This is a genomic window from Microbacterium sp. RU1D (assembly GCF_900156435.1).
In the GTDB taxonomy this organism is placed as follows: domain Bacteria; phylum Actinomycetota; class Actinomycetes; order Actinomycetales; family Microbacteriaceae; genus Microbacterium.
This window is the reverse complement of the sequence record NZ_FTPQ01000002.1, coordinates 269,407-291,014: the sequence shown is the minus strand read 5'-3', so window position 1 is coordinate 291,014 and position 21,608 is coordinate 269,407. Positions and strand designations below refer to the sequence as shown.

Sequence of the window (21,608 nt, the reverse complement as noted above, 5' to 3'; positions counted from 1 at the left end):
GTTGACACCCGCCGGGTCTGCGACCCGCCTCACGCGCCCGTCGTGTCAGCGCGCACCGGGGCCGCCGTTCCCGGTGCTCGCGCCGTTCGCCTTGCCGTTGCCGTTGCCGCTCGCATTGCCGTTGGCGTTGTCCCCGCCGTTCGCGTTGCCGCGGCCCGATCCGGGCCCGCCGCCGGCATCCGCTCCCGGACCGGTGTGCGGCCCGGACTCCGGGACGGACGCCGGCGGGTCGGCGGGCGCGGGCTCGAGCGGCACGATCTCGACGGGGGGCTGCTCCACGGGCGACGGCTCAGTCGGGGCCTGGTCGTCCGAGACGTCGCCGGTGCTCGTGTCGGCGACCGGTTCGACGACGGCGTCTGGAACGGTCGCCGCGGGAGACGGCACCGTGGTCTCCGCCATCAGCGACGGCGTCGGGGAGGGGGCGCCCCCGGTCGACGGGGTGCCGCCCGCTCCCGCGAACGAGAAGGCCACGAGGTGCCCGGCGACGACGACGGCCGCGGCCGTCCCGACCCCCGCCCACGCCCGTCGGCGTCGACGCGGATTCGGAGGACGCCGTGCGGTCGTCCGTGCCGCCGCGTCGGCGGCGAGGAGCGTCGTGTCCAGCGCCGAGGCCGCAGGCAAGGCCTCTCCGGCCTCGACCGTGGCGAGCGTTGCGGCGTCGGGTGTCCGAGAGGGTGATGTCGCGAGGGGAGCGCGTTGTGCTGACGTGACCTCCGTGCCACCGGATGCGGCGGCCGCCGCCACCGGCGCCGTCGGCACGCCGACGGGGACCACCGGCCCGGGCGCGTCCATCCGGGCGGTCGGGGCATCGGCATCCGCTCCGAGGCCCTCGAGGCCGAGGTCGGCCCATCCGGTGCTGTCCGCGACCGTCAGCGGTCCGGTATCGGCGGCGAGCGGTTCGCCACCCGTCGCGAGGGCCGCGGCCCGCTCGGCGACCTCGGAAGCGCTCGGCCGGGCCGACGGCTCGTGCGCCGTCATCGCGGAAAGAAGCGATCTCCACTCGTAGCCGAGGGTCGAGGGGACGTCGGGCTGACGGGCGAGCCGGGCGAGGAGGGTCTCCTGCACCGAGCCGCCGCCGAACGGGTGCAGTCGGGTCAGGGCCTCGATCGCCAGGAGCCCGAGCGCATAGACGTCCGATGCCGGCTGCGGCGGCTCGCCCCGCACCTGCTCGGGCGCGAGATAGGCGGCCGTGCCGATCACGGTGCCGGGCGTCGTCAGACGCGTGGCATCCACGAGGTGGGCGACGCCGAAGTCGGCCAGAACCGCCTCGAATCCCCGCTCGGTCCCGCGCACCGGCCGCAGCAAGACGTTCGAGGGCTTGATGTCGCGGTGAACGATGCCGGCCCCGTGCACGACGGCGAGGGCGGCGGCGAGGTCGGCCATGATGGCGGCGACCTCGGAGGTCGCCAGCGCGCCCTGCTCGATGCGCCGCTGCAGGGAGGGGCCGTCGATGAGCTCCATCACGAGGTAGACGTGATCGTCGGTGTCGAGCCGCGCGTCGTACAGCGTGACGAGCGACGGGTGGGCCAGGGCGGCCAGAGCGCGCGCCTCCGCCATCCGTCGCAGCGACTCGGCCTCGTCGCTGCGGTCGGTGAAGAAGATCTTGATCGCCACGTCGCGCCGCAGCACTTCGTCGCGCGCGCGGAAAACACGACCCATGCCGCCGGCGCCGATGCGCTCCACCAGCACGTAACGCCCGCCGAGGATGTCGCCGGCGTGGGGCATCGACAGATCGGGAGCGTGGCTCATCGGATCCTTCACAGGGAGTGCCGCGAGGGCGAGCGGCGAACGGGAGTCGGGCGACACCCGCCACGCGGAACGTTACGGCGCACCCGTGCACGGGCGGCGGGGGTAGCGAGGGATGGTCGCCGCGCGCATAATGGGCGCCCGCTCTGATCGAGCCGCTGTCGGCGATCGGGGTGGGAGCGGTTCCACTAAGCTCTTCCCGGCCGTTCGCCTCGGCCGGAAGGGACCCTCCGTGACCGTTCGGGTATCGCGCGTCCGCCGTGACCTGCAGGGGCTGCGCGCGGTGGCCGTCCTGGCCGTCGTCGCGACCCATCTCACCGGGTGGCCCCGCGGGGGTTTCGTCGGCGTCGACGTCTTCTTCGTGCTGTCGGGGTTCCTCGTGACCGGCATCCTCCTCGCCGACCTGCGGGCCGAGGGCACCGTGCGACTAACGACATTCCTCGCGCGCCGCCTCAAGCGCCTGATGCCCGCCGCCCTGCTCGTCCTCGGCACCGTCACCGCCGCCGGCTACGCGCTCTTCTCGGCCACCCGGGCCGACCGGACCGTCGGCGACGCCCTGGCGGCGGCGGGGCTTGCGTCGAACTGGCGCTTCGGCCTCGAGGGCCGCGACTACTTCGCCACCGGCGACGTCTCGCCGCTGCAGCACTTCTGGTCACTGTCCGTCGAAGAGCAGTTCTCCCTCGTCTGGCCCCTGCTCGTGCTGCTCGCGGTGGGCCTGCTGCCGGCGGCGATGCGACGCGGACGTGGAGCCCGCGCGATCGTCGCCGTCCTCGCCCTCACGGTGGTCGTGGCATCCGGTGCCGCCGCGGTGGCGCTGACGCCGGTCGACCCGTCACTGGCGTACTTCTCGACGCTCACGCGGGTCGGGGAGCTCGCCGTGGGCGCGGTGCTCGCGGCGAGTGCGGGGCTTCTCTCGCGCATCCCGGTGCCGGTCGGGGGTGCCGCGGCCTGGATCGGAGTGGCGATCATCGTCGCGGCGTTCTTCGTGGTGGACCCTGCCGCACCCTTCCCCGCGCCGTGGGCTGCGCTGCCCGTGGCCGGGGCCGCCCTGGTGATCGCGGGTGGGGTGGCCGGCGACCCGCGGCACCGTCACCTGTTCGTGCTGACAAACCCCCTCTCGGTGGCGATCGGCGACGTGTCGTACTCGCTGTACCTCTGGCATCTGCCCGTGATCGTGTTCGCCGCCGTCGTGCTGCCGCCGGGGCCGGCGGCTCTCGCCATCACCGCGCTCGTGATCGTCGTGCTCGCGGTGGCGACCTTCCTCGGCGTCGAGCAGCCGCTGCACCGACTGCCCTGGCCGCGCGACCGACGCGTCACCGAACCGGCCCCGGCGTCGTCGCCCGAGCTCGCGGCCCCCGCCGCGCCTGCTCCGCCCGCCGCGTCCGTTCCCCGCGCCGGAGCCCTCGCGTCGCGCCCCGCGGGGTGGGTGCCCGGCCAGCGGTACTATCCGGGCGCACGCCCGCCCGCACCCGCGACGGCCACGCCGGCGACCGAGCCCCTCTTCGCGTCCGTCGCGGCGGAACCCCTCGCTGCGGCACACCCGGGCACCGTGACGCGTCCCGGTACCACCGTGGAGCCCGAGCCCGCGGCATCCGTCCCGACCCACCCCACAGCGCTCCCCACGGCTTCCGAGACCCCGCCCGCCGCCAGAACCCCCACCGCTGCCGAGACCCCGACCGCTGCCGGACCCTCCACCGCCGCCGAACCGCCGACCGCAGCCGACGCCTGGTCGTCGTGGCGCGCTCGTTTCGCCCCGCGCGTGGGGCTGGCCGCCGCCACCCTCGTCATCGGCGCCGGCGCGACGGTGCTGACGATGTTCGCGACCTATGGCGCACCGACGCTGCCGGGCGTGCCCGTCGCCGCTTCCGCCCCCGCCGACGTCGGCACCACCGCCGGCGACGCCCTCGCGACCCTGCAGAGCGATCTGGCGGCGGCCACCACGGCGGGCAGCTGGCCCGCGCTGCATCCCTCCCTGGACGAGGCCATGCGCGACTCGTCGGCGGCGAACCGCGCCCACGACTGCTTCACCCCCGATCGCACCCCCGGCCTCGGCGGCTGCACGTGGGGCGACGCCGGCGCCGCGCACCACCTGTACCTCGTCGGCGACTCCAGCGCGATGGCCTACGCGCCCGCGTTCGCGCGTCTCGCGGAGGAGAGCGGTGGGGCGTGGCGGGTGACGACCGTCGGAATGTACGGATGCCGCTTCACCGACGTCCTCATCGAGAGTCGCGATCCGTCTGTCACGGCCGGCTGCGGCGCGCGCAAGGGCGAGGTCGGGGCGATGGTGGCGTCGGACCCCGCGGATCTGCTCGTGGTGTCGAACGCGTTCACCCTCGCCCGCACGGTCGACGGCGTCGATCTGGACGCCGCGGAGCTGGCATCCGCCACCGCCCGGGAGGTCGCCGGCTGGGCTCCGCCCGGACGCACGGTCTACCTGGCGCCTCCGCCGCACGGCGCGGATCTCGGCCGCTGCTTCTCGCCGGTCACGGGGCCGGGGGCCTGCCTCTCCGCCGTGGACGACGTCTGGACCGGGATGGAAGCCGCGAGCGAGGCGCAGGCCGCCTCCACGGGGGATGCCGCGATCAGCGCGCTGTCGTTCACGTGCTGGCAGGGGGTCTGCCCGGCATTCGCCGGCGACACCCCCGTCCGCTACGACGAGACGCACGTGACACCGGCGTTCGCCGAACGCCTGACCCCGATCCTGCGGGGCGAGCTGGCGGCCCGGGGTCTGTACTGACCGCCGGAAAGCGCAACGGCGGGCGCACGGCCGCGGACGGCTGCAAGGGTGGGGGAGTGACCACCCTTGCCGCACCATCTTCTCCGGACCCTTCCCGTTACGACGTCGATGCGCTGCGCGAACGCCTGCGTCCCCACCGGGACGGGCGAGTGGACGACAGCATCCCCGCCCTCGCCGGCGCCGATCCCGACCTGTGCGCCATCGCGCTTGCCCTCCCCGACGGCAGCGTCGTCCGCAGCGCAGAGGCCGACGTCCGCATCAGCGTGCAGTCCGCGGTGAAGCCGTTCCTGTTCGCCCTCGCCCTGCTCGACACCGACGGCGGAGCCCTCGACCGCGTCGGCATCGAACCGACGGGGGAGTCCTTCGACGCCCTCATCCTCGAGAGCGGCACGGGTCGTCCCCCGAACCCCATGGTCAACGCGGGCGCGATCCTCACGGCATCCCTCGTCGACGGCGCGGGCCCGGAGGGGCGCATGGAGCGGATCACCGCCGGACTGTCGGCGTTCGCCGGGCGCGACCTCGACGTCGACGACGACGTCGCCCATCACGAGCGCCTGCTCGGCGACCGCAACCACGCCCTCGCGCATCTTCTGCGCGCCGAGGGCGTGATGCACGCGTCGGCCGACGACGCCGTCGCCGTCTACGCGCGGGCCTGCGCGACCCTGGTGGATGCCGAGACCCTCGCCGTCATGGGCGCGACGCTGGCGGGAGGCGGGGTCAACCCGCGCACCGGCGTCCGCGTGATCCCCGAGCGCGTCGCGCGCGACGTCGTGTCGGTCATGGCGACCTGCGGGATGTACGACGGATCAGGACGATGGATGCGAGAGGTCGGCGTTCCGGCCAAGTCGAGCGTGTCGGGCGGGATCGTCCTCGCCGCGCGCGGGGGTCTGGGCGCCGCGGTCGTCAGTCCGCCTCTCGACGCACAGGGGACCAGCGTCCGGGGCCACCGGGCCAGCGCGGCTCTCAGCGACGACCTCGGTCTTCACGCCTTCGGCCGGTGACGTCGCGGCACGACCCGGGCGTCTCCCGGGTGTGAGAGCATCGCCGAAGACCCGCCCGATCCGGCATCCCCGAGGAGACCCCCCGATGCAAGCCCCCGCGCGCCGCCGCGCCTCGCGCACCGTGACCGTCGGCGTGGTGGCCGCCCTCGCCGCGACTCTGACAGGGTGCGGGCAGGGCACGAACGTGTCGGAGGACTACGCGCAGATCTGCCGCGACAACGCCACCGAGAAGCGCCTGCCCGACGACGACTGCAACAACCACGGCGGGAGCGCGCACTGGTACTACCTCCCGATCGGCTCCGCCTCGCGCACGGTTCCCGCGGTGGGCCAGCCGGCCACCGGCGGCGTCGACAACCTGCCCTCGGGCAAGACGGCCGCGCGGGGCATCTCCGGCGACGGCGCGAGCGTTTCGCGGGGCGGGTTCGGCGGCTCCGGCTCCGACGGAAGCCACGGCGGCTGATGCGCCGCATCGAGCTCGACCCGCGGCCCGACTGGGAGCGCACCGTCAAGCAGTCGGGGTTGATCTACTCGCGCACACTCCGCGACGACGGCACCGCGGTGGAGTACTGGAACGACGGTGCCGCCTACGTCTTCACCCTGCCCGAGGTGGAACAGCTCGAGCGCGAGACCGAGGAACTGCACCGCATGAGCCGCGAGGCCGCGCGCTACCTCGCCACGGGCGAGATGGGGCACCTCGGCCTGGACCCCAAGGCGTTCGAGTTCGCCCAGTGGTCGCTCGAGCAGGACGAACCCGACGTCTACGCGCGCTTCGACCTCGCCTACGCGGGCGACGGCTCGCCGGCGAAGATGCTCGAGTACAACGCCGACACCCCCACCGGGCTGATCGAGGCCTCGGTGACGCAGTGGTTCTGGCTGCAGGACCGCATCCGCACCGGAGCACTGCCCGCCGACACCGACCAGTGGAACGGACTGCACGAAGCCCTGGTCGCGCGCTGGCGCACCCTGCTGCACCGGTCGCTGAACGAGGGGGAGGGCGGCCGGCTGTTCGTCGCCCACTCGGATGCCGACACCTACGGCGAGGACTGGGACACCGTCGCCTACATGCGCGACCTCGCGGGCGAAGCCGGGTGGGAGCACACCGGGATCGAGATGAAGGACATCGGCTGGCACCACGGCGCCCGGCAGTTCGTCGGTGCGCCCGAGCCGTGGGGTTCGTCCCGCAGCGTCGCCGCCCTCCCCGGCGACGAACCCGGAACGCAGTACCCCGTCATCCGGAACCTCTTCAAGCTCTACCCGTGGGAGGATCTCGTCTCGGGCGAGGACAGGGTCGTCGGAGACCAGGAGTTCGGCGCCCTGCTCATCGCGGGCCGGGGCCTGTTCGGGCGCTGGTACGAACCGGCCTGGAAGATGTTCCTCTCCAACAAGCTCCTCCTCGTCGCCCTCTGGCGCCTCTTCCCCGGCCACCCCAACCTGCTGCCGGCCTATGCCGACGGGCCGAACGGCATGACCGACTTCGTCGTCAAACCCGTCTTCGGGCGCGAGGGCGACGGCATCCGGGTGCATCGCGCCGACGGGAGCGTCACCTCGAACGGCCAGGAGTACCGCCGCGAGGGCGCGGGACGCGAGCGCGTCTGGCAGCAGTATCACGAACTGCCCGATTTCCCCGGCGCGCGGGGGAGCAACCACCCCGTGCTGGGCTCGTGGGTCGTCGACGACGAGGCCTACGGGGTCGGCATCCGCGAATCCGACGGTCCCATCACCGACTACTACTGCCGGTTCGCCCCGAACATCATCGAGTCCTGATCATCCGGATGCCGGCGGGCACCGTCACGGAGAGGGTCAGGCGTCGATGTCGTCGACGCCCGGCATCCACGAGGCGCCCGGCTTGCCCCACTTCCGCTTCTTCGCGATCTTGGCGACAACGCGCGCATCCTCGTCGTCCAGGCGATCGACGTACAGGATGCCGTCGAGGTGATCGAACTCGTGCTGCAGGATGCGTGCACGCCACCCGGTGACCTCGATGCGCACCGCGTGCCCGTCGAGATCGGTGCCCGTGAGCAGCGCCGCCTCGGAACGCCGCAGCGGGAAGCGCTCGCCGGGGAACGACAGGCACCCCTCGCTCTCGTCGTCGGGGTCGGGGTAGCCGGGCTCGAGCGGGTGAATCCACAACTCGGGGTTGATGACGACGCCGCGCCACGGCTGGCCCTCGTCGTCCTCGTACGTGTAGGTGAAGATGCGCAGCCCCACGCCCACCTGAGGGGCGGCGAGACCGACGCCGGGAGCGGCATCCATCGTCTCGAACATGTCGGCGACGAGCTGACGCACCTCATCGGTGATCTCGTCGACGCGGGCGGCGGGAGCGTGCAGCACGGGATCGCCCATGATGCGGATCGGGAGTACGGCCACGTCACCAGCCTATCCAGCGGGCGGGCGGCTATCGTCGAGGGGTGATCCCGCTCGATGCCACCCTCAGCGACGGAATCGACCAGCTCGTCGGCGTCTTCCGCGACCCGCGCATCCTGCTCGGCATCCCGCTCGCCCTGCTGGGAGCGGTGTTCATGTCGTTCGGGGCGCAGTACCAGCACCGCGGCGTGCAGAAGGTGGAGCGCCTGTCGGGCAAGACCACCGGTGGCCTCTCGCGAAAGCAGCTCACCTCGCTGCTCACGCGTCCGTCGTGGGTGGCCGGGACGCTCATGCTGGGCCTCGCGATCGTGTGCCAGCTCTCCGCCCTCTCGGTCGCGCCGCTCATCCTCGTGCAGCCCCTGGGTGCGATCGCCCTCGTGATCACGACGGTGCTGAACGCGCGCGTGTCGCGCCACAAGCCGACGAAGCAGTCCCTCTTCGCGATCGCGCTGTGCGTCGGCGGCATCTTCATCTTCGTGACCATCGCCGCGTTCTTCGCCACCGAGCACGTGATCACCGAGCGCGAACTGCTGATCATCCTCGGCATCCTCGCCGTGGTCGTCATCGTCTTCGGCGTGTTCTGGGTGCTCGTGCGCCGCCGGGCGCAGGCGCTGTTCTACATCATGGCCGCGGGCGTGATCTACGGCTTCGTCGCGACGCTGGCGAAGGTCGTCATCAGCCGCGCCCAGGCCGGCAACTTCGAGTGGTTGACGCTGCTGTGCCTGGTGGCCCTGCTCGCCGCCGTGGCCGTCGGCGCGTACTTCGTGCAGACCGCCTACTCGGTCGGCCCGCCCGACCTCGTCATCGCGGGCCTCACGGTCATCGACCCGATCGTCGCGGTGCTCATCGGTCTGCTCGTGCTGGGTGAGGCCTCGACGGCCCCCGCGTGGGCGCTGATCGGGTTCGTCATCGCCGGAGCGATCGCCACCTGGGGCGTCATCCAGCTCACCAAGCACCACCCGCAGATCGCCGGCGACACCAAGCCCGCGAAGCCGCGCGTGCACTGACGAGCGCGCGGATGAGCGTCGAGGGTCACTCCGGCGTGTCGCGTCGGATGGCGGCGGAGACCATCGGTCGCGTGTACTTCGCTCTGCAGGCGGTCACCGGTGCGGGGTGGTGGGTGTCGGTGTTCACGGTCCCGGTCGTGCGCGAGACGACGCTCGGCGCGCTCGACCCGGTCGTCGCGGCCGTGTTCGACATCCCGCTGTTCGTCGTGGCATCCGCTCTCGCGGCTGTGCTCCCGGGCCGCGGATCACGATGGGCGGCGGCAGCGGCGACCGCGTGGACGCTGCTGGTGACCGCCCTGCTCGGGCTGTACGCGACCGTGACAACCCTCGCCGGCGTCGGCGTGATCCTCATGATCGCGGCGAGCGTCGCGTCGGCGGGGGCGTGGCTCCTGCTCGCGTTCGGGCACATCCCGACCGCGGTGCTGCTGGTCGGCCCGTTCAGGTTCCGCCGCGCCCGCCCGCGCGCGACGCCCGTAGCCCACATGATCGCGACCGCCGCGCAGATCGTGGTGTTCTGGGGCCTGTTCCTGGTCGTGTTCCCCCTCATCATCCGCGCCTTGGAGGAGCGATGGCGGCTCATGCTGCCGGTGCCCGACGGCGTCGTCGTCGCGGGGGTCGCCGTCGTCGTCGCCGCCAGCGCCCTGGGCCTCTGGTCGGCCGCGGCGATGACGGTCGAGGGCGACGGCACCCCGCTGCCCTCGGCCATGCCGAACCGTCTGGTGATCGCGGGACCGTACCGCTTCGTCCGCAACCCGATGGCCCTCGCGGGGATCGCGCAGGGCGCGGGCGTCGGGCTGCTGATGTCGTCGTGGATGGTGGTCGTCTACGCCCTCGCCGGCTCGCTCGTCTGGAACTATGCGATCCGCCCCCACGAGGAGGCCGACCTCGCCCGGGTCTTCGGCGACGACTACCGCGCGTATGCGCGCGCCGCGCGGTGCTGGGTCCCGCGACTGCGGCCGGTGGGTTCCGGCGGCTAGGGCCGCGTTACCGGTGCCATCGGTCGCCCCGGGACGACGGCTTTCGGGATCGGCATCCGGATGCCGGTAGGCTCGTCATCGCTGGGGGCGGTGGCCAAGCTGGTCAAGGCAGCGGGCTCATAACCCGACGATCGTGGGTTCAAGTCCCACCCGCCCTACTCTTCCCGTCCGGACGCGCGGAGGTCCCGCCCCTCGCCGGAGTGTGCCGACGCACGAGTTCGACGCCGAGGCGCACGCCGCCGGCGATCACCACTCCGGCCCTTCCGTCGATGTCGGAGGTCAGCGCTACCGTCGGGCGCGTGCCGGAGAGAGTGCAAGCCTGGTGGGCCCGCAGGCAGTGGTCGAAGGGCCTCGACGTGCCCTACCCCGTGGGCGCGTATCGCGAGGCGTGGGCCGCCTTCCCGGCTCTCGTGCGGCAGTACCATCCCGACCTCAACGACGGCATCGCGCTGAGTCAGATCCCTCCCGCCGCTGACGTGCTGCTGCTCTGGCAGTGCGATACGGGGCATCGTTTCGCCGCGACACCGGGTGAGCAGCGCCTGCGCCCGGGTCGCGAGCGGCGACGCAGCGCGTGGTGCCCCGAGTGCAGCGAGAAGGCCCTCCCGACGCGCACGGTGGCGCTGCCCATGCGGGATGCCGTGATGCAGCCCGCGGTCACCGCGAACGCCGTCTTGCGGGCACGGCGTGCCCCGCGTCCGCAGCGCCTCTGCGGCAAGACGCCCGCGGTGGCTGTAGGGGAGGCGTTCGTCTCCGTCTGCGCGCCGAAGCCGGCCTCCGCCGTCGAGGGCCGCGTGCGCGCCGACCTGCGCGAGCGGCTGGCCCTGAGCGAGGGATGGAACGCGGTCCGTGTGGCGCGACCGTTCTTCGACCACCTGGAGGTATGGCCTGACCTTGCCTTCCCCGAGTTGCGTATCGCCGTCGAGTACGACTCGATCGGCCGCCACGGCCTCGAGCACGTCGGAAAGCGCGAGATCGCCGACCGACGCAAGGACCGGGCCCTCCGCTCGGCGGGGTGGGAGATCGTTCGGCTGCGCACGGGCGCGCTCGAGCCGCTCGGACCGCACGACCTGCGCCTCGCCTCGTGGAACCGCGCGGCGGTCGACCGCCTGATCGACGTCTTCCGCGGCATCCGGGGTCCGCTCCTCGTCGATGCCTACCTCCGCTGAAGGAGGGCGGCGGGATGCCGGGAGTTTGGCGTCTCGGCGGCGACCGGGACCGCGCGTTGTGGACGAAGACGGCTTCCAGCCGCGATGTCAACGCAGGGGGAGGCCGGCCCGCGCGGCACAGCGCCGCCACCGAGTCGGTCAGCGCAGTCGCGCATCGAGCGGCCTGGCCGTGGCCGCAGACCGCCGGTCGGGGCACACCGCGTGGCGCACCCCGACCGGGGCGATGTGCTCAAGAGCCGTGCGCCTCCTCTGACACCGGCTGCCACTCCCGCCAGGTCTGCAGTCGCGACTCGTAGTCGCGCTCGGCGATGCCGAGGGGCGCCTTGCCGAAGAAGATGCGCAGCGGCGGGTTCTCGGCATCCACCACCTTCAGGATGGCGGAGCGGGTGGCCTCGGGCTTGCCGGGGTCGGCCGCGGACGGGCGCTTCGCCGCCTGCTCGCGCACCTGGGCGTATGCGTCGATCTCCTCGCTGCGCTTCGCCGACGGACCCGACCAATCCGTGGAGTACCCGCCCGGCTCGACGAGGGTCACGTGGATGCCGAATCCGGCGACCTCCTGCGCGAGGGACTGCGAGAGGCCTTCCAGCGCCCACTTCGACGCGTGGTAGACGCCTACGGTCGGGAACGCGCTGATGCCGCCGATGCTCGAGACCTGGATGATGTGGCCCGAGCCCTGCTCCCGCATGATCGGAAGGGCCGCCTGGGTGACCCACAGCGCGCCGAAGAAGTTGGTCTCGAGCTGCGCGCGCACTTCGTCCTCGGTGAGTTCCTCCACCATGCCGAAGTGCCCGAAGCCGGCGTTGTTGATGACGACGTCGAGACGCCCGAACTTCTCGCGCGCCTTCCGGACGGCGGCCGTGTCCGCGGCGTGGTCGGTCACGTCCAGCTGCAGGGGCAGGAAGGTATCGGGGTAGGCGTCGACGAGCTCTTGGACGTCGTCGAGGTCGCGCGCGGTTCCGGCGACGCTGTCGCCGCGCTCGAGGGCGGCTTCGGCCCACTCGCGGCCGAAGCCCTTGGATGCGCCGGTGATGAGCCAGATCTTGCTCATGAGTGTCCTAGCGGAGAGAGGAGGGGTGAACGCGAGCGACGGTACGCCGCGTTCTTCAGCCCGTCGGACGGCTTGACAGCCCGGCGCGGGCGGTCGCGCTCCGGCGTCCGCCTCCCCGACCGGTTCGGGGCGAGATCCTCGCCTCGGGGCGCGGAATATACGCCCCGAACGGAGGATTCCGCCCCGAGCCCGGTCAGCGCGCGGCCACCTCCACGACCTCGCCCGGGCCGGGCAGGATCTCGCGCAGCAGGTCGTCGAGTGTGACGACGCCGACGAGCGTCTCGCCCTCGACCACCGTGGCCAGCTGCACCCGTCCGCGTCGCATGCGGGCCAGTGCGTCGTAGGCGGAGGCGCCGAGGTCGAGCACCAGCGGGTCGCGCGCGATCGCGAGCGCCGGCGTCTCGGGGGCGACGGCGAGCGTGTCGCGCACGTGCGCGACCCGCGACGACGAGCCCGAGCCGACCAGGATGCGCAGGTGGGTCGACGACGCGGCCACCCGCTGGATGTCGGCGACCGTGGCATCGGCCGGGACGGCCGTCGGAGAGCGGTCGGTGCGCACGATGTCGCCGACCGTGAGCGTGCCGAGCGCGATCGCCTGGGCGATGGGCTCGGAGTACTGCTGCTCGAGGGTGCCGGCCTGACGCGAGTGCGCGACGAGTTCGCGGATCGTGTCGGCATCCTGACCACCGGCGGCCGCCTTGTCGACGGGCTCGACGCCCGACGCCCTCACCAGCCGGTTGGCGAGGTGGTTGATCCACAGCAGGAACGGGCGCAAGGGCCAGGTGAGCGCGCGGGCCAGGATGCCGGTGGCCTTCGCCGCGGTCTCGGGATGCGCGATCGCCCACGACTTCGGCGCCATCTCGCCGATGACCAGGTGCAGGAAGGTCACCACGATGAGCGCGAGCATGAAGGCGATGACGTCGGCGAGCACGTACGGCAGACCCCACGCTTCGAAGACCGGCGCCAGGGCGTAGTCGATCGCCGGCTTGGTGATCGCACCGAGCAGGAACGTGCAGGCCGTGATGCCGAGCTGCGCGAACGCGAGCATGACGGTGAGCTCGTTGACACCGCGCAGGGCCGCGCGGGCGGAGGCGCTCGTGGCGGCCTCCTCCTCCAGGCGGTGACGGCGGGCGGCGAGTAGCGCGAACTCGACGATGACGAAGAACGCGCTCGCGATGATGAGCGCCGTGGTGATCAGCGCGACGGTCCAGCCGTTCATCGGGCCACCTCCTCATCGCGGGTCGGGTCGTCCGCGGCGGCATCGCGATCCACTTCGTGCAGCTGCACCCGCAGCTGCGAGGGCACGTGACGGTCGACCTCGACGACCTCGACCGCGAGCCAGCGCTCGTAGTCGAGCCCCTGCACGGTCTCGGAGGTGCGCTCCGGCAGGTCGACCCGCACCACGCCACCGACGGGCGGGAGGTCGCCGTGCGTCTCGATGACGAGGCCGGCGACGGTCTCGACGTCGCTGTCCGCGAGGTCGTACCCGATGAGTCGTTCGAGCTCGTCGAGGTGCAGGTCGCCGGGCACGCTCCACGCGTCGTCGCCGACCGCGGCCACTTCAGCCACCTCGGCGTCGTGCTCGTCGGAGAGCTCGCCGATGACCTCCTCGGTCAGGTCCTCGATGGTCAGGATGCCGTCGAAGTTGCCGTACTCGTCCACGACGCATGCGAGCTCGTTGCGGGTGCGCCGCATGCGGTCCAACGCCACCGGCAGCAGCATCGAGGTGGGGATCACGACGGCGGTCCGCATGACGGATGCCACCGGAGCGGCATCCGCGGGATTCTCGCGCAGGATGTCGATGAGCTCGACGACGCCGACGGGGGAGTCCTCGTCGCCGATCACGGGGTAGCGCGTGTGACCGGTGGCCATGAGCGCGCGCACCGCGCCGACGGTGGTGTCGGGAGTCACCGACCCGACCTGCGAACGCGGCACCATCGCGTGCTCGACGTCGCGCTGGGGGAAGTCGAGAATGCGGTCGATGATGATCGACAGGTCGTCGGGGAGGTCGCCGCTCTGCCGCGATTCCTCGATGATCGCCTCGAGGTCGCGCGCGGTGGCGCTCTCGTCGACGTCCTCGAGGGGCTCGATGCGCAGGAGACGCAGGAGCGTGTTGGCGGCGACGTCGAAGACCGTGATGAGCCAGCCGAACAGCAGCAGGTAGATGCGCGTCGGCACGGCGAGGGCGCGGGCGAGGGGCTCCGGGTTCGCGATCGCCAGGTTCTTCGGATACAGCTCGCCGAAGATCATCGTGACCACGGTCGCGAGCAGCAGGGCTCCGACCGTCCCGATCAGCACCGACACGGTCGGGTCGACGCCGACGCCGCCCAGCAGCGTCCCGATCGATTGGCCGATCAGCGGCTCCGCGACATAGCCGATCAGCAGGCCGGTCACGGTGATGCCGAGCTGCGCGCCCGACAGCATGAACGAGGTCCGCTTGGTGATCGCCAGCACGCGCTTCGCCTGCGCGTCGCCCTTCTCGGCCCGTGCGGTCAGCTTCGCGCGGTCGACGGACATGTACGCGAACTCCTGCGCGACGAAGAATCCGCAGGCGACGATGATCGCCAGGGTCACGATGATCCCCAACAGAAGCGTCAGGGCCGCAGCCAGCATCAGATCTCACCCCCTCCGCGGAAGAGGGGGCTCGAAGATCGGCCCTCCTGGTCGGTGGAGGTGCGGTGATGGCTCACGGGTTTTCTCTCTCGTGGGTCGGGTGATCGCAGATCGCTTTCGAATGTACCGACCCTGTCGGCGAGGAATCTGGGCATTCGCCTCGGGCGGGAAGATGCGACACACCCGACGAGCGATATATCGCTCGCACAGTGTCCGTGCGGCGCGACAAATGGGATACTGGAGATCCCCGCATTGCCTCGCTTCCCGGCGTGGTCCCGCCCGTGCTCTACCGGTACGCTTCAGCGCGCCAGAAAAGGACCCGTCGTGGGAAGACTCATCTACCGTGACCGCGCATCGTTCGACATCGACGACCGCATCCTCGCTCACCTCCGCATCGTCGTCATGAACAAGCTGCGACGCAACGAGGGGTTCATGCTCCAGTTGCCCGTCAACGAGGGCGTGCGCCAGGCGAGCCTGTGGATCCACGCCTCGAACGCGCTCGTCATGCAGTTCTACGGCGGACGCGAGCCGGCGATCGACCGCGAGCTCATCGATCAGATGATGCACGACGCGAGCGGCGCCGACGGCCTGACGCTCACGGCCGCGGGCATCGCTCCGCAGGCCGCCCCCGTCCGACGTCCCGTGGGGCGCACGGCATCCTGAGCGCGGCCGCCGCCGTGCGGTGATGACACGGACGGATGCCGCGTGCGCCCGGCCCGGAAGTGGGAGCCGTGCGCGCGGTCGCAGCGCCGCGCGTGTCAGCCCGCGGTGAGCGGCAGCTCCACCTCGAACCGCGCCCCGGGCGTCGACGCGACGCACCGCACGTCTCCACCGTGGGCGCGCGCGATCCCGCGGGCGATCGGCAGTCCCAGGCCGACGCCTGCGGCCGACGCCCGCGCGGAGTCCAGACGCACGAGGCGGTCGAAGATGCGCTCGCGGTCCGCGGCGGGGACCCCCCGGCCGTCGTCGGTCACCGAGATCGACGCACCAGATCCGTCGACGTGCAGGTCGAGGTCGATCTCGCCGGTCCCGTTCGTGGCTCGCGCGGCGTTCTCGATCAGGTTGGCGAGCACCTGGGCGACGCGATCGACGTCCACGCGCACCGGCACCGGCCGGTCGGGAACGCTCGTCCGCAACCGCACCGAGGGGTGCACGAGCGGCACGCGGCGCGCCTCGGCATCCACCAGCGCACGCAGATCGACGTCGACGCGCTGCAGGTCGAGCCCGCGATCGACCCGCGCCATCGTCAGGAGATCATCGACGAGGCGCGAGGCGCGCGTGGCCTCGCGCGCCACGTGCGCGGCGAGCATCTCGCGTTCGGGCCCGTCCAGATCGGCGCGGACGAGGGTGTCGGCTGCTGCCCGGATGCCGGCGACAGGTGTCCGCAGCTCGTGCGCGGCATCCGACAGGAAGGCCCGGAGCCGCTGCTCGGCCTCGCGGGCCGCGCTTTCCGCCCCGACGACGTCGTCGAGCATGTCGTCGAGCGCCGCCGCCACCCGGCCGATCTCGGTGTCGGTGCGGGTCGGGTGCAGCCGTCGCTCGCGTTCTCCCGACCCGATCGCCCGCGCCACCTCCGACACCTGATCGAGCGGACGCAGGCTCCGGCGCACCACGAGCGTGACCGCGCCCGCGGCGAGCACGAGCACCCCGACCGACGCCACCGCCATGATCCACCGCACCTGGCCGAGGGTCTCGCCGACCCCGACCGCCGAGGCCGTGAGGGTCAGGGTCGACCCGTCGCTCAGGGTCGAGCGGAGTGTCACCAGCTGGTCGTCGCCCGACACCTCGGATGCCACGACATCGACGCCACTCGAGGGCGAGGGCTGCGGTGCCGAACGCTCGCCCGGCGCCCCGGCTCCCGCGCCGCCCGGTCCGCCCGGAGCCTCGCGCAGCTGCTCGGGGCTCGGGCCGGCCACGACGGACCCGCCGCCGGCGGAGTCGATGCGCACGGCGAGACCCTGGTCCGACAGGCGCTCGGCCAGGTCGGCGTCGTCGACGATGCCGACCAACGACGCGGTGGCGGCGGCGCGATCGCGCAGGCGTTCCTCGATCTGCCCGCGCAGGCGCGCGCCGAGCGCGAGGTCGACCACGACGGCCTGCACGACGAGCAGCAGAGCGACGAGCGCCACGACGGCGACGATCGTGCGGCGGCGGAGCGATCCCGATCGCAGGACGGGCGCGCTCATGCAGCGGCGCTCAAGCGGTAGCCGAGCCCGCGCACGGTGTGGATCAGCCGCGGGCCGTGCTGCTCCATCTTCCGCCGCAGGGCGCTGAGGTGCACCTCGACGAGGTTGGGGTCGTAGTCCTCGTATCCCCACACCTGCGTGAGGATCTGCGCCTTCGACAGCGTGCGTCCGCGACTCTCCGCGAACAGCTGCAGCAGCCGGAACTCCGTGGCCGTCAGCTCGAGCGACGCTCCCGCGCGGTGGGCGGTCGCGGCATCCGGATCGACGAGCAGGTCTCCGATCGCGATCATCTGGGGCAGGCGTCCGCGCCGGCGCAGCACGACCCCGGCGCGGGCGACGAGCTCGGCCATCGTGAACGGCTTCACGACGTAATCGTCCGCTCCCTCGGCGAAGCCGCGCAGGCGGTCGTCGACCTCGTCGCGCGCCGTCAGCATGATGACCGGGATGTCACCGGTCGCGCGCACCAGCGGCAGGAGCCGGATGCCACTGGGCCCCGGCATCATCCAGTCGAGGATCACCAGATCGGGGCGGAACCGCTCGAGACGCGACGAGAGATCGGACCCGTCCGCAGCGGCCTCCGTCACGAATCCCTCCGCACGCAGCGCCGTCTGCACGGACACGCGGATGGTCTCGTCGTCGTCGACGACGAGCACGCGGGCGGAGGCGGACATCCGACCGACGATAGGGCCGCCCGCTGAACGAGGGATATGGCTTGCGTATGCGCTCACCCCGCGGGCACCGGCTTCAGGTTCGCTTCAGTCCCGGCTCCGAGTCTGGTCTCAGAGTCGGTGACCGCCGCCGGCCCAGGAGGACATCATGAACAACGACGACAATCCCACCCAGCCGCTGCCGCGCCTGGACGACGCCGCCGAGCCGCGCCGACGCTCCTGGCGGCGGCCCGCCCTCATCGCGGGAGCCGTGATCGTGGCCGCGGGCCTCACCGGCGGAAGCGCCGCCCTGGCGGCCCAGACCGGTGGCGGTGCGACGCTCACCGCCGCGACGTCGGCCCCGAGCGCCGACGGGGGCCCGACCGGCCCCGGCTCCGCGCCCACGGCCGGCTCCACCCCGAGCGAAGCCCCCGCCGGCGGCACCGCACCCACTCCCGCGCCGGTGCCGACCGACGGCGCCGCTCCGGCCGACCCCGCCGAGCCCGAGGGCGCGGGACCCGCCGAGTGCGGCCCCGGCGGCGGACCCGCGGGTCCCGGCCACGCAGGCCCCGGCACCGACGGTCCGTCGGCCGAGGGTGAGAAGCCTGCTCCGCCGGCCGACGGCAGCGCGCCCACCCCGCCCGCGCCTCCCGCGGACGGCACGGCGCCCACCCCGCCCGCGCCGCCGACGGACGGCGCGGCTCCCACCCCGCCCGCTGACGGGATCGCGCCCACCCCGCCGGCGTCGTCCGGCAGCTGAGTCGCGACCGCGCTGACCGCCGCGCCACGCCTCTCGCGTGCAGCGTGCGGTCAGCGCGGTGCGGCACGATCGAGGGGTGGCGAAGACACGCAGGCGACGGCCTTCCGCGGCCCGCGCGCGCGTGCTGCGTCGACGCCGACTCACGGTCGGGGTCACGGCCGTGGTGCTCGTGGCCCTCATCATCGCCGCCCTCGTGCCGCTGGTGTCGCTCACGCGCGCCTGGAACGCGGCGTGGAATGCCGAGACCCGTCGCCAGGCGGTCGATCTCACGACGTTCGACCCCGGCACCCTGATCGAGGACGCGGCGTTCTACGACGGCGACGCTCTCACCGCCGAGGAAATTCAGGCGTTCCTCGACGACCAGGTCGGAGCCTGCACGGCGGAAACCTGCCTCGCGAACCTGCGCGTGGAGCTGCCCGCCCGGGGGCCGGTCGTCTCGGATGCCACGGGCGAGACCGTCTGCGAGGGGTGGGACGGCGCAGAGCTGTCCGCCGCCGAGGTCATCGCCCGCGTGCAGCGGGCGTGCGGCATCTCGGCGAAGGTCATCCTGGTGATCCTGCAGAAGGAGCAGAGCCTCGTCGCCGGTCGTACGGCCCGTGCCCCGTCAGCCGAACAGCTCGCGGCCGCGATGGGCGCGCGCTGCCCCGACGGCGCCGCGTGCGACACGGGCGCCGCCGGTTTCGCCGGACAGGTCGCCCAGGGAGCCACCGACCTGAAGTCCTACAGCGCGTCGGAATTCATGCGCCAACCCGGCACGCATTACATCGCCTATTCCCCCGACCCGGCGTGCGGAGGCTCCGACGTGACGATCACCAACGAAGCGACCGCGGCGCTCTACAACTACACGCCGTACCAGCCGAACCCGGCCGCCCTCGCCGCCCGCTGGGGCACGGGCGACGCCTGCTCGGCCTACGGCAACCGCAACTTCGCGCTGTACTGGGCGCTCTGGTTCGCTTGAGAGGCGACGCGCGCGACGACGCGCAGAATCACAGTGTTGTGGTTTCGTTATGCACGGGCGATAATTGCCGGGATAAACGAACAGCCGCTGTGCTCCATCACAGGTCGTAGGGGAAGACGTACCTGACGAAGGAGAGACCATGGCGATCACGTCTTCGCGCGGAGTGATCCTGATCCACTCCGCGCCCCGCGCGTTGTGCCCCCACCTCGAGTGGGCGGTAGGACGCGCCCTCGGCCGTGCCGTCAACTTCGACTGGGCCGATCAGCCCGTGCTGATGGGCAGCCGTCGTGCCGAGTTCTACTGGGAGGGCCCGGTCGGCTCCGGCGCCGCGCTCGCGAGCGCCATCCGCGGCTGGGAGCACCTGCGCTTCGAGGTGAGCGAGGACCCCACACCGCGCAGCGACGGCGGTCGCTGGATGCACACGCCGGGGCTCGGCATCCACTACGCCCAGACCGACGCGTCGGGCAACGTCGTCATCGGTGAGGACCGCGTCCGCTACGCCATGGAGGTCGCCGCGGGCGATCCCTTCGAGCTGCAGCGCGAACTCGACGTCGCCCTCGGCTCCGCCTGGGACGAGGAACTCGAGCCGTTCCGCCACGCGGGGGACGACCAGCAGATCGTCTGGCTGCACAAGGTCGGCTGAGACAACCGGGAGGGGAGGCGCCACTACCGGAGGCCGGTGTCCACACCCGGCACCGGGACCGCGTATCCCCGCCCGGAGCGAGAAGAACGCCCCCTGGCATCCCCGACCGCAGTCGGGGGGATGCCAGGGGGCGTTCTGCGTGTCGTCAGACCGACGCGATCGCGACGACGGCGTTGTGTCCGCCGAAGCCGAAAGAATTGCTGATCGCGAGCTGGTCGCCCGATCCGAGCTCGACGGGCGAGCCGGAGAGGGCGAACGGGACCTCGGGGTCCTGCTCGGTGAGGTTGATGGTCGGCGGAGCGACGCGGTTCTGCAGCGCCAGCACGGTGAAGATCGCCTCGAGGGCGCCGGTACCGCCGAGCAGGTGGCCGGTGGAGGCCTTGGTCGCCGACACCGGGATCTCGTCGACGCGGTCGCCGAAGACGGAGCGCAGCGCCTTGTACTCGTTCGGGTCGCCCACGGGCGTGGAGGTGGCGTGCGCGTTGATGTGCGTGACGTCGTCGACCGACGCCCCCGCCATCTCGAGCGCCATGTGCACCGCACGCGCGGCGCCGTGACCCTCGGGGTCGTTGGCGGTGATATGGTACGAGTCGGCGGTGACGCCGCCGCCCACGATCGAGGCGTAGATCTTCGCGCCGCGGGCCTTCGCGTGCTCCTCGGTCTCGAGAATGAGCACGCCGGCGCCTTCGCCCATGACGAAGCCGTCACGGTCGACGCTGGCCGGCCGCGAGGCGGTCTCGGGGGTGTCGTTGCGCTTGGACAGCGCCTGCATCGACGCGAACGAGGCGATGGTGATGGGGTGGATCGCCGATTCGGTGCCGCCGGCGATCACGACGTCGGCCAGGCCGTCGCGGATGTGCTGCACGGCGTTGACGATCGATTCGGTGCTCGACGCGCAGGCCGAGGCGACCGTGCGCGCGAAGGCGCGCGCGTTGAAGTGCAGCGACAGGTTGCCCGCCGCGGCGTTGGGCATGAGCATGGGCACCGTCATCGGCATCACGCGACGCGGGCCCTTCTCGCGCAGGGTGTCCCAGGCGTCGAGCAGCGTCCAGACGCCGCCGATGCCTGTGGCGAAGTCGACGCCGAGGCGGTCGGGGTCGATGTCGGGGCTGCCGGCGTCTTCCCATGCTTCCTTGGCCGCGACCATGGCGAGTTGCGACGACGGGTCGAGTCGCTTGGCGACGGGACGCTCGAGCACGGTCTCGGGACGCACGAGAGCCTCCGCGGCGAAGGTGACGGGCAGGTTGTACTGCTCGACCCATTCGTGCTCGAGGGATCGGGCGCCGGAGGTTCCGGCGAGCAGGGCGGACCAGCTCTCGGGTGCCGTTCCGCCGATGGGCGAGGTGGCTCCGATGCCGGTGACGACGATGCGGGGTGTGCTCATGAGCGAAGGATCCTTGGTGCGGCCGACAGGTCGTGACCGGTGGGGGCCGGAGCCCCCACCGGGAGATGTCAGGACTGGTTCGACGTGATGAACGTCACGGCGTCGCCGACGGTCTTGAGGTTCTTGACCTCGTCGTCGGGGATGGTGACGCCGAACTTCTCCTCGGCGTTGACGACGATCGTCATCATCGAGATGGAGTCGATGTCGAGGTCGTCGGTGAACGACTTCTCGAGGGCGACCTCGTCGGCCGAGATCCCGGTCTCGTCGGTGATGAGCTCGGCAAGGCCGGCGAGAACCTCGTCGTTGGTGAATGCCATGATGTCTCCTGTTTCTTGGGGGCGGGCCTGACAGGCCCCGATCAGTCTAGGGTT

The 21,608-nt window shown here is 72.2% G+C and carries 20 protein-coding genes and 1 tRNA gene; 12 read left to right on the top strand and 9 right to left on the bottom strand.

Annotated features, from left to right (window positions below; all coding sequences use genetic code 11):
- Window positions 1-45: 45 nt before the first annotated feature.
- Window positions 46-1,749 (bottom strand): serine/threonine-protein kinase, encoded by a 1,704-nt coding sequence (locus B0B15_RS16645; RefSeq protein WP_076675688.1) that lies wholly within the window; start codon window positions 1,747-1,749, stop codon window positions 46-48.
- A gap of 229 nt (window positions 1,750-1,978) precedes the next feature.
- On the opposite strand from B0B15_RS16645, the gene B0B15_RS10070 reads away from it, so the two are divergent.
- The 4 genes from B0B15_RS10070 to B0B15_RS10055 all read left to right on the top strand — a co-directional run bounded on the left by B0B15_RS10070 (window position 1,979) and on the right by B0B15_RS10055 (window position 7,248).
- Entirely contained in the window at window positions 1,979-4,483 is a 2,505-nt protein-coding gene (locus B0B15_RS10070) for an acyltransferase (protein ID WP_076675686.1), read from the top strand.
- A 56-nt stretch (window positions 4,484-4,539) separates the two neighbouring features.
- Window positions 4,540-5,484 carry a glutaminase A gene (gene glsA, locus B0B15_RS10065; RefSeq protein ID WP_076675684.1) on the top strand — a complete coding sequence of 315 codons (945 nt, stop codon included), beginning with the start codon at window positions 4,540-4,542 and terminating at the stop codon, window positions 5,482-5,484.
- An 85-nt stretch (window positions 5,485-5,569) separates the two neighbouring features.
- On the top strand, window positions 5,570-5,944 hold the full coding sequence (locus tag B0B15_RS10060; protein ID WP_076675683.1) for a tRNA-dihydrouridine synthase: 375 nt from the start codon (window positions 5,570-5,572) through the stop codon (window positions 5,942-5,944).
- Window positions 5,944-7,248 (top strand): glutathionylspermidine synthase family protein, encoded by a 1,305-nt coding sequence (locus B0B15_RS10055; RefSeq protein ID WP_076675681.1) that lies wholly within the window; start codon window positions 5,944-5,946, stop codon window positions 7,246-7,248. The genes B0B15_RS10060 and B0B15_RS10055 overlap by 1 nt, the downstream gene beginning before the upstream one ends.
- Window positions 7,249-7,284: 36 nt before the next feature.
- Here B0B15_RS10055 and def read toward each other — a convergent pair whose 3' ends face one another.
- Window positions 7,285-7,851, bottom strand: a complete 567-nt coding sequence (gene def, locus B0B15_RS10050) for a peptide deformylase (RefSeq protein ID WP_076675679.1) — start codon at window positions 7,849-7,851, stop codon at window positions 7,285-7,287.
- A gap of 41 nt (window positions 7,852-7,892) precedes the next feature.
- On the opposite strand from def, the gene B0B15_RS10045 reads away from it, so the two are divergent.
- The 4 genes from B0B15_RS10045 (at window position 7,893) to B0B15_RS10030 (ending at window position 10,998) form a co-directional block, all read left to right on the top strand.
- On the top strand, window positions 7,893-8,855 hold the full coding sequence (locus B0B15_RS10045; protein WP_176776615.1) for a DMT family transporter: 963 nt from the start codon (window positions 7,893-7,895) through the stop codon (window positions 8,853-8,855).
- 11 nt (window positions 8,856-8,866) lie between these two features.
- Window positions 8,867-9,832, top strand: coding sequence for a methyltransferase family protein (locus B0B15_RS10040; protein ID WP_076675677.1), 966 nt, complete (start codon window positions 8,867-8,869; stop codon window positions 9,830-9,832).
- An 84-nt stretch (window positions 9,833-9,916) separates the two neighbouring features.
- Window positions 9,917-9,990: transfer RNA gene (locus B0B15_RS10035), tRNA-Ile, on the top strand.
- Window positions 9,991-10,131: 141 nt separating this feature from the next.
- A complete protein-coding gene (locus tag B0B15_RS10030) occupies window positions 10,132-10,998 on the top strand; it encodes a zinc-ribbon domain-containing protein (protein ID WP_076676449.1) in 867 nt (288 codons plus the stop codon).
- 229 nt (window positions 10,999-11,227) lie between these two features.
- On the opposite strand, the gene B0B15_RS10025 is transcribed toward B0B15_RS10030, so the two are convergent.
- From B0B15_RS10025 to B0B15_RS10015, 3 genes are all read right to left on the bottom strand, one after another.
- Window positions 11,228-12,046, bottom strand: a complete 819-nt coding sequence (locus B0B15_RS10025; RefSeq protein ID WP_076675675.1) for an SDR family oxidoreductase — start codon at window positions 12,044-12,046, stop codon at window positions 11,228-11,230.
- 193 nt (window positions 12,047-12,239) lie between these two features.
- Window positions 12,240-13,265: a CNNM domain-containing protein gene (locus B0B15_RS10020; protein ID WP_076675673.1), complete on the bottom strand. Its 1,026-nt coding sequence runs from the start codon at window positions 13,263-13,265 to the stop codon at window positions 12,240-12,242.
- Entirely contained in the window at window positions 13,262-14,659 is a 1,398-nt protein-coding gene (locus B0B15_RS10015) for a hemolysin family protein (protein WP_076675671.1), read from the bottom strand. The genes B0B15_RS10020 and B0B15_RS10015 overlap by 4 nt, the downstream gene beginning before the upstream one ends.
- Before the next feature lie 324 nt (window positions 14,660-14,983).
- Here B0B15_RS10015 and B0B15_RS10010 point away from each other — a divergent pair, with 324 nt between their 5' ends.
- Window positions 14,984-15,322 carry a DUF7882 family protein gene (locus B0B15_RS10010; RefSeq protein ID WP_076675670.1) on the top strand — a complete coding sequence of 113 codons (339 nt, stop codon included), beginning with the start codon at window positions 14,984-14,986 and terminating at the stop codon, window positions 15,320-15,322.
- Between the two features lie 95 nt (window positions 15,323-15,417).
- Here the strand turns inward: B0B15_RS10010 and B0B15_RS10005 are convergent, their stop codons facing one another.
- Together B0B15_RS10005 and B0B15_RS10000 are read right to left on the bottom strand one after the other, a co-directional pair.
- Window positions 15,418-16,845, bottom strand: coding sequence for a sensor histidine kinase (locus B0B15_RS10005; protein ID WP_076675668.1), 1,428 nt, complete (start codon window positions 16,843-16,845; stop codon window positions 15,418-15,420).
- Window positions 16,842-17,516: a response regulator transcription factor gene (locus B0B15_RS10000; RefSeq protein WP_076675666.1), complete on the bottom strand. Its 675-nt coding sequence runs from the start codon at window positions 17,514-17,516 to the stop codon at window positions 16,842-16,844. Before B0B15_RS10000 ends, B0B15_RS10005 begins: the two co-directional genes overlap by 4 nt.
- A 145-nt stretch (window positions 17,517-17,661) precedes the next feature.
- Here B0B15_RS10000 and B0B15_RS09995 point away from each other — a divergent pair, with 145 nt between their 5' ends.
- From B0B15_RS09995 to B0B15_RS09985, 3 genes are all read left to right on the top strand, one after another.
- On the top strand, window positions 17,662-18,252 hold the full coding sequence (locus tag B0B15_RS09995; RefSeq protein WP_076675664.1) for a hypothetical protein: 591 nt from the start codon (window positions 17,662-17,664) through the stop codon (window positions 18,250-18,252).
- Between the two features lie 76 nt (window positions 18,253-18,328).
- Window positions 18,329-19,210, top strand: coding sequence for a hemagglutinin (locus B0B15_RS09990; protein ID WP_143016352.1), 882 nt, complete (start codon window positions 18,329-18,331; stop codon window positions 19,208-19,210).
- Between the two features lie 139 nt (window positions 19,211-19,349).
- Window positions 19,350-19,853 (top strand): DUF3145 domain-containing protein, encoded by a 504-nt coding sequence (locus B0B15_RS09985; protein WP_076675660.1) that lies wholly within the window; start codon window positions 19,350-19,352, stop codon window positions 19,851-19,853.
- 145 nt (window positions 19,854-19,998) lie between these two features.
- Here B0B15_RS09985 and B0B15_RS09980 read toward each other — a convergent pair whose 3' ends face one another.
- Entirely contained in the window at window positions 19,999-21,237 is a 1,239-nt protein-coding gene (locus tag B0B15_RS09980; RefSeq protein ID WP_076675658.1) for a beta-ketoacyl-[acyl-carrier-protein] synthase family protein, read from the bottom strand.
- Between the two features lie 68 nt (window positions 21,238-21,305).
- Window positions 21,306-21,554: an acyl carrier protein gene (locus B0B15_RS09975; protein ID WP_022880558.1), complete on the bottom strand. Its 249-nt coding sequence runs from the start codon at window positions 21,552-21,554 to the stop codon at window positions 21,306-21,308.
- Window positions 21,555-21,608 lie beyond the last annotated feature (54 nt).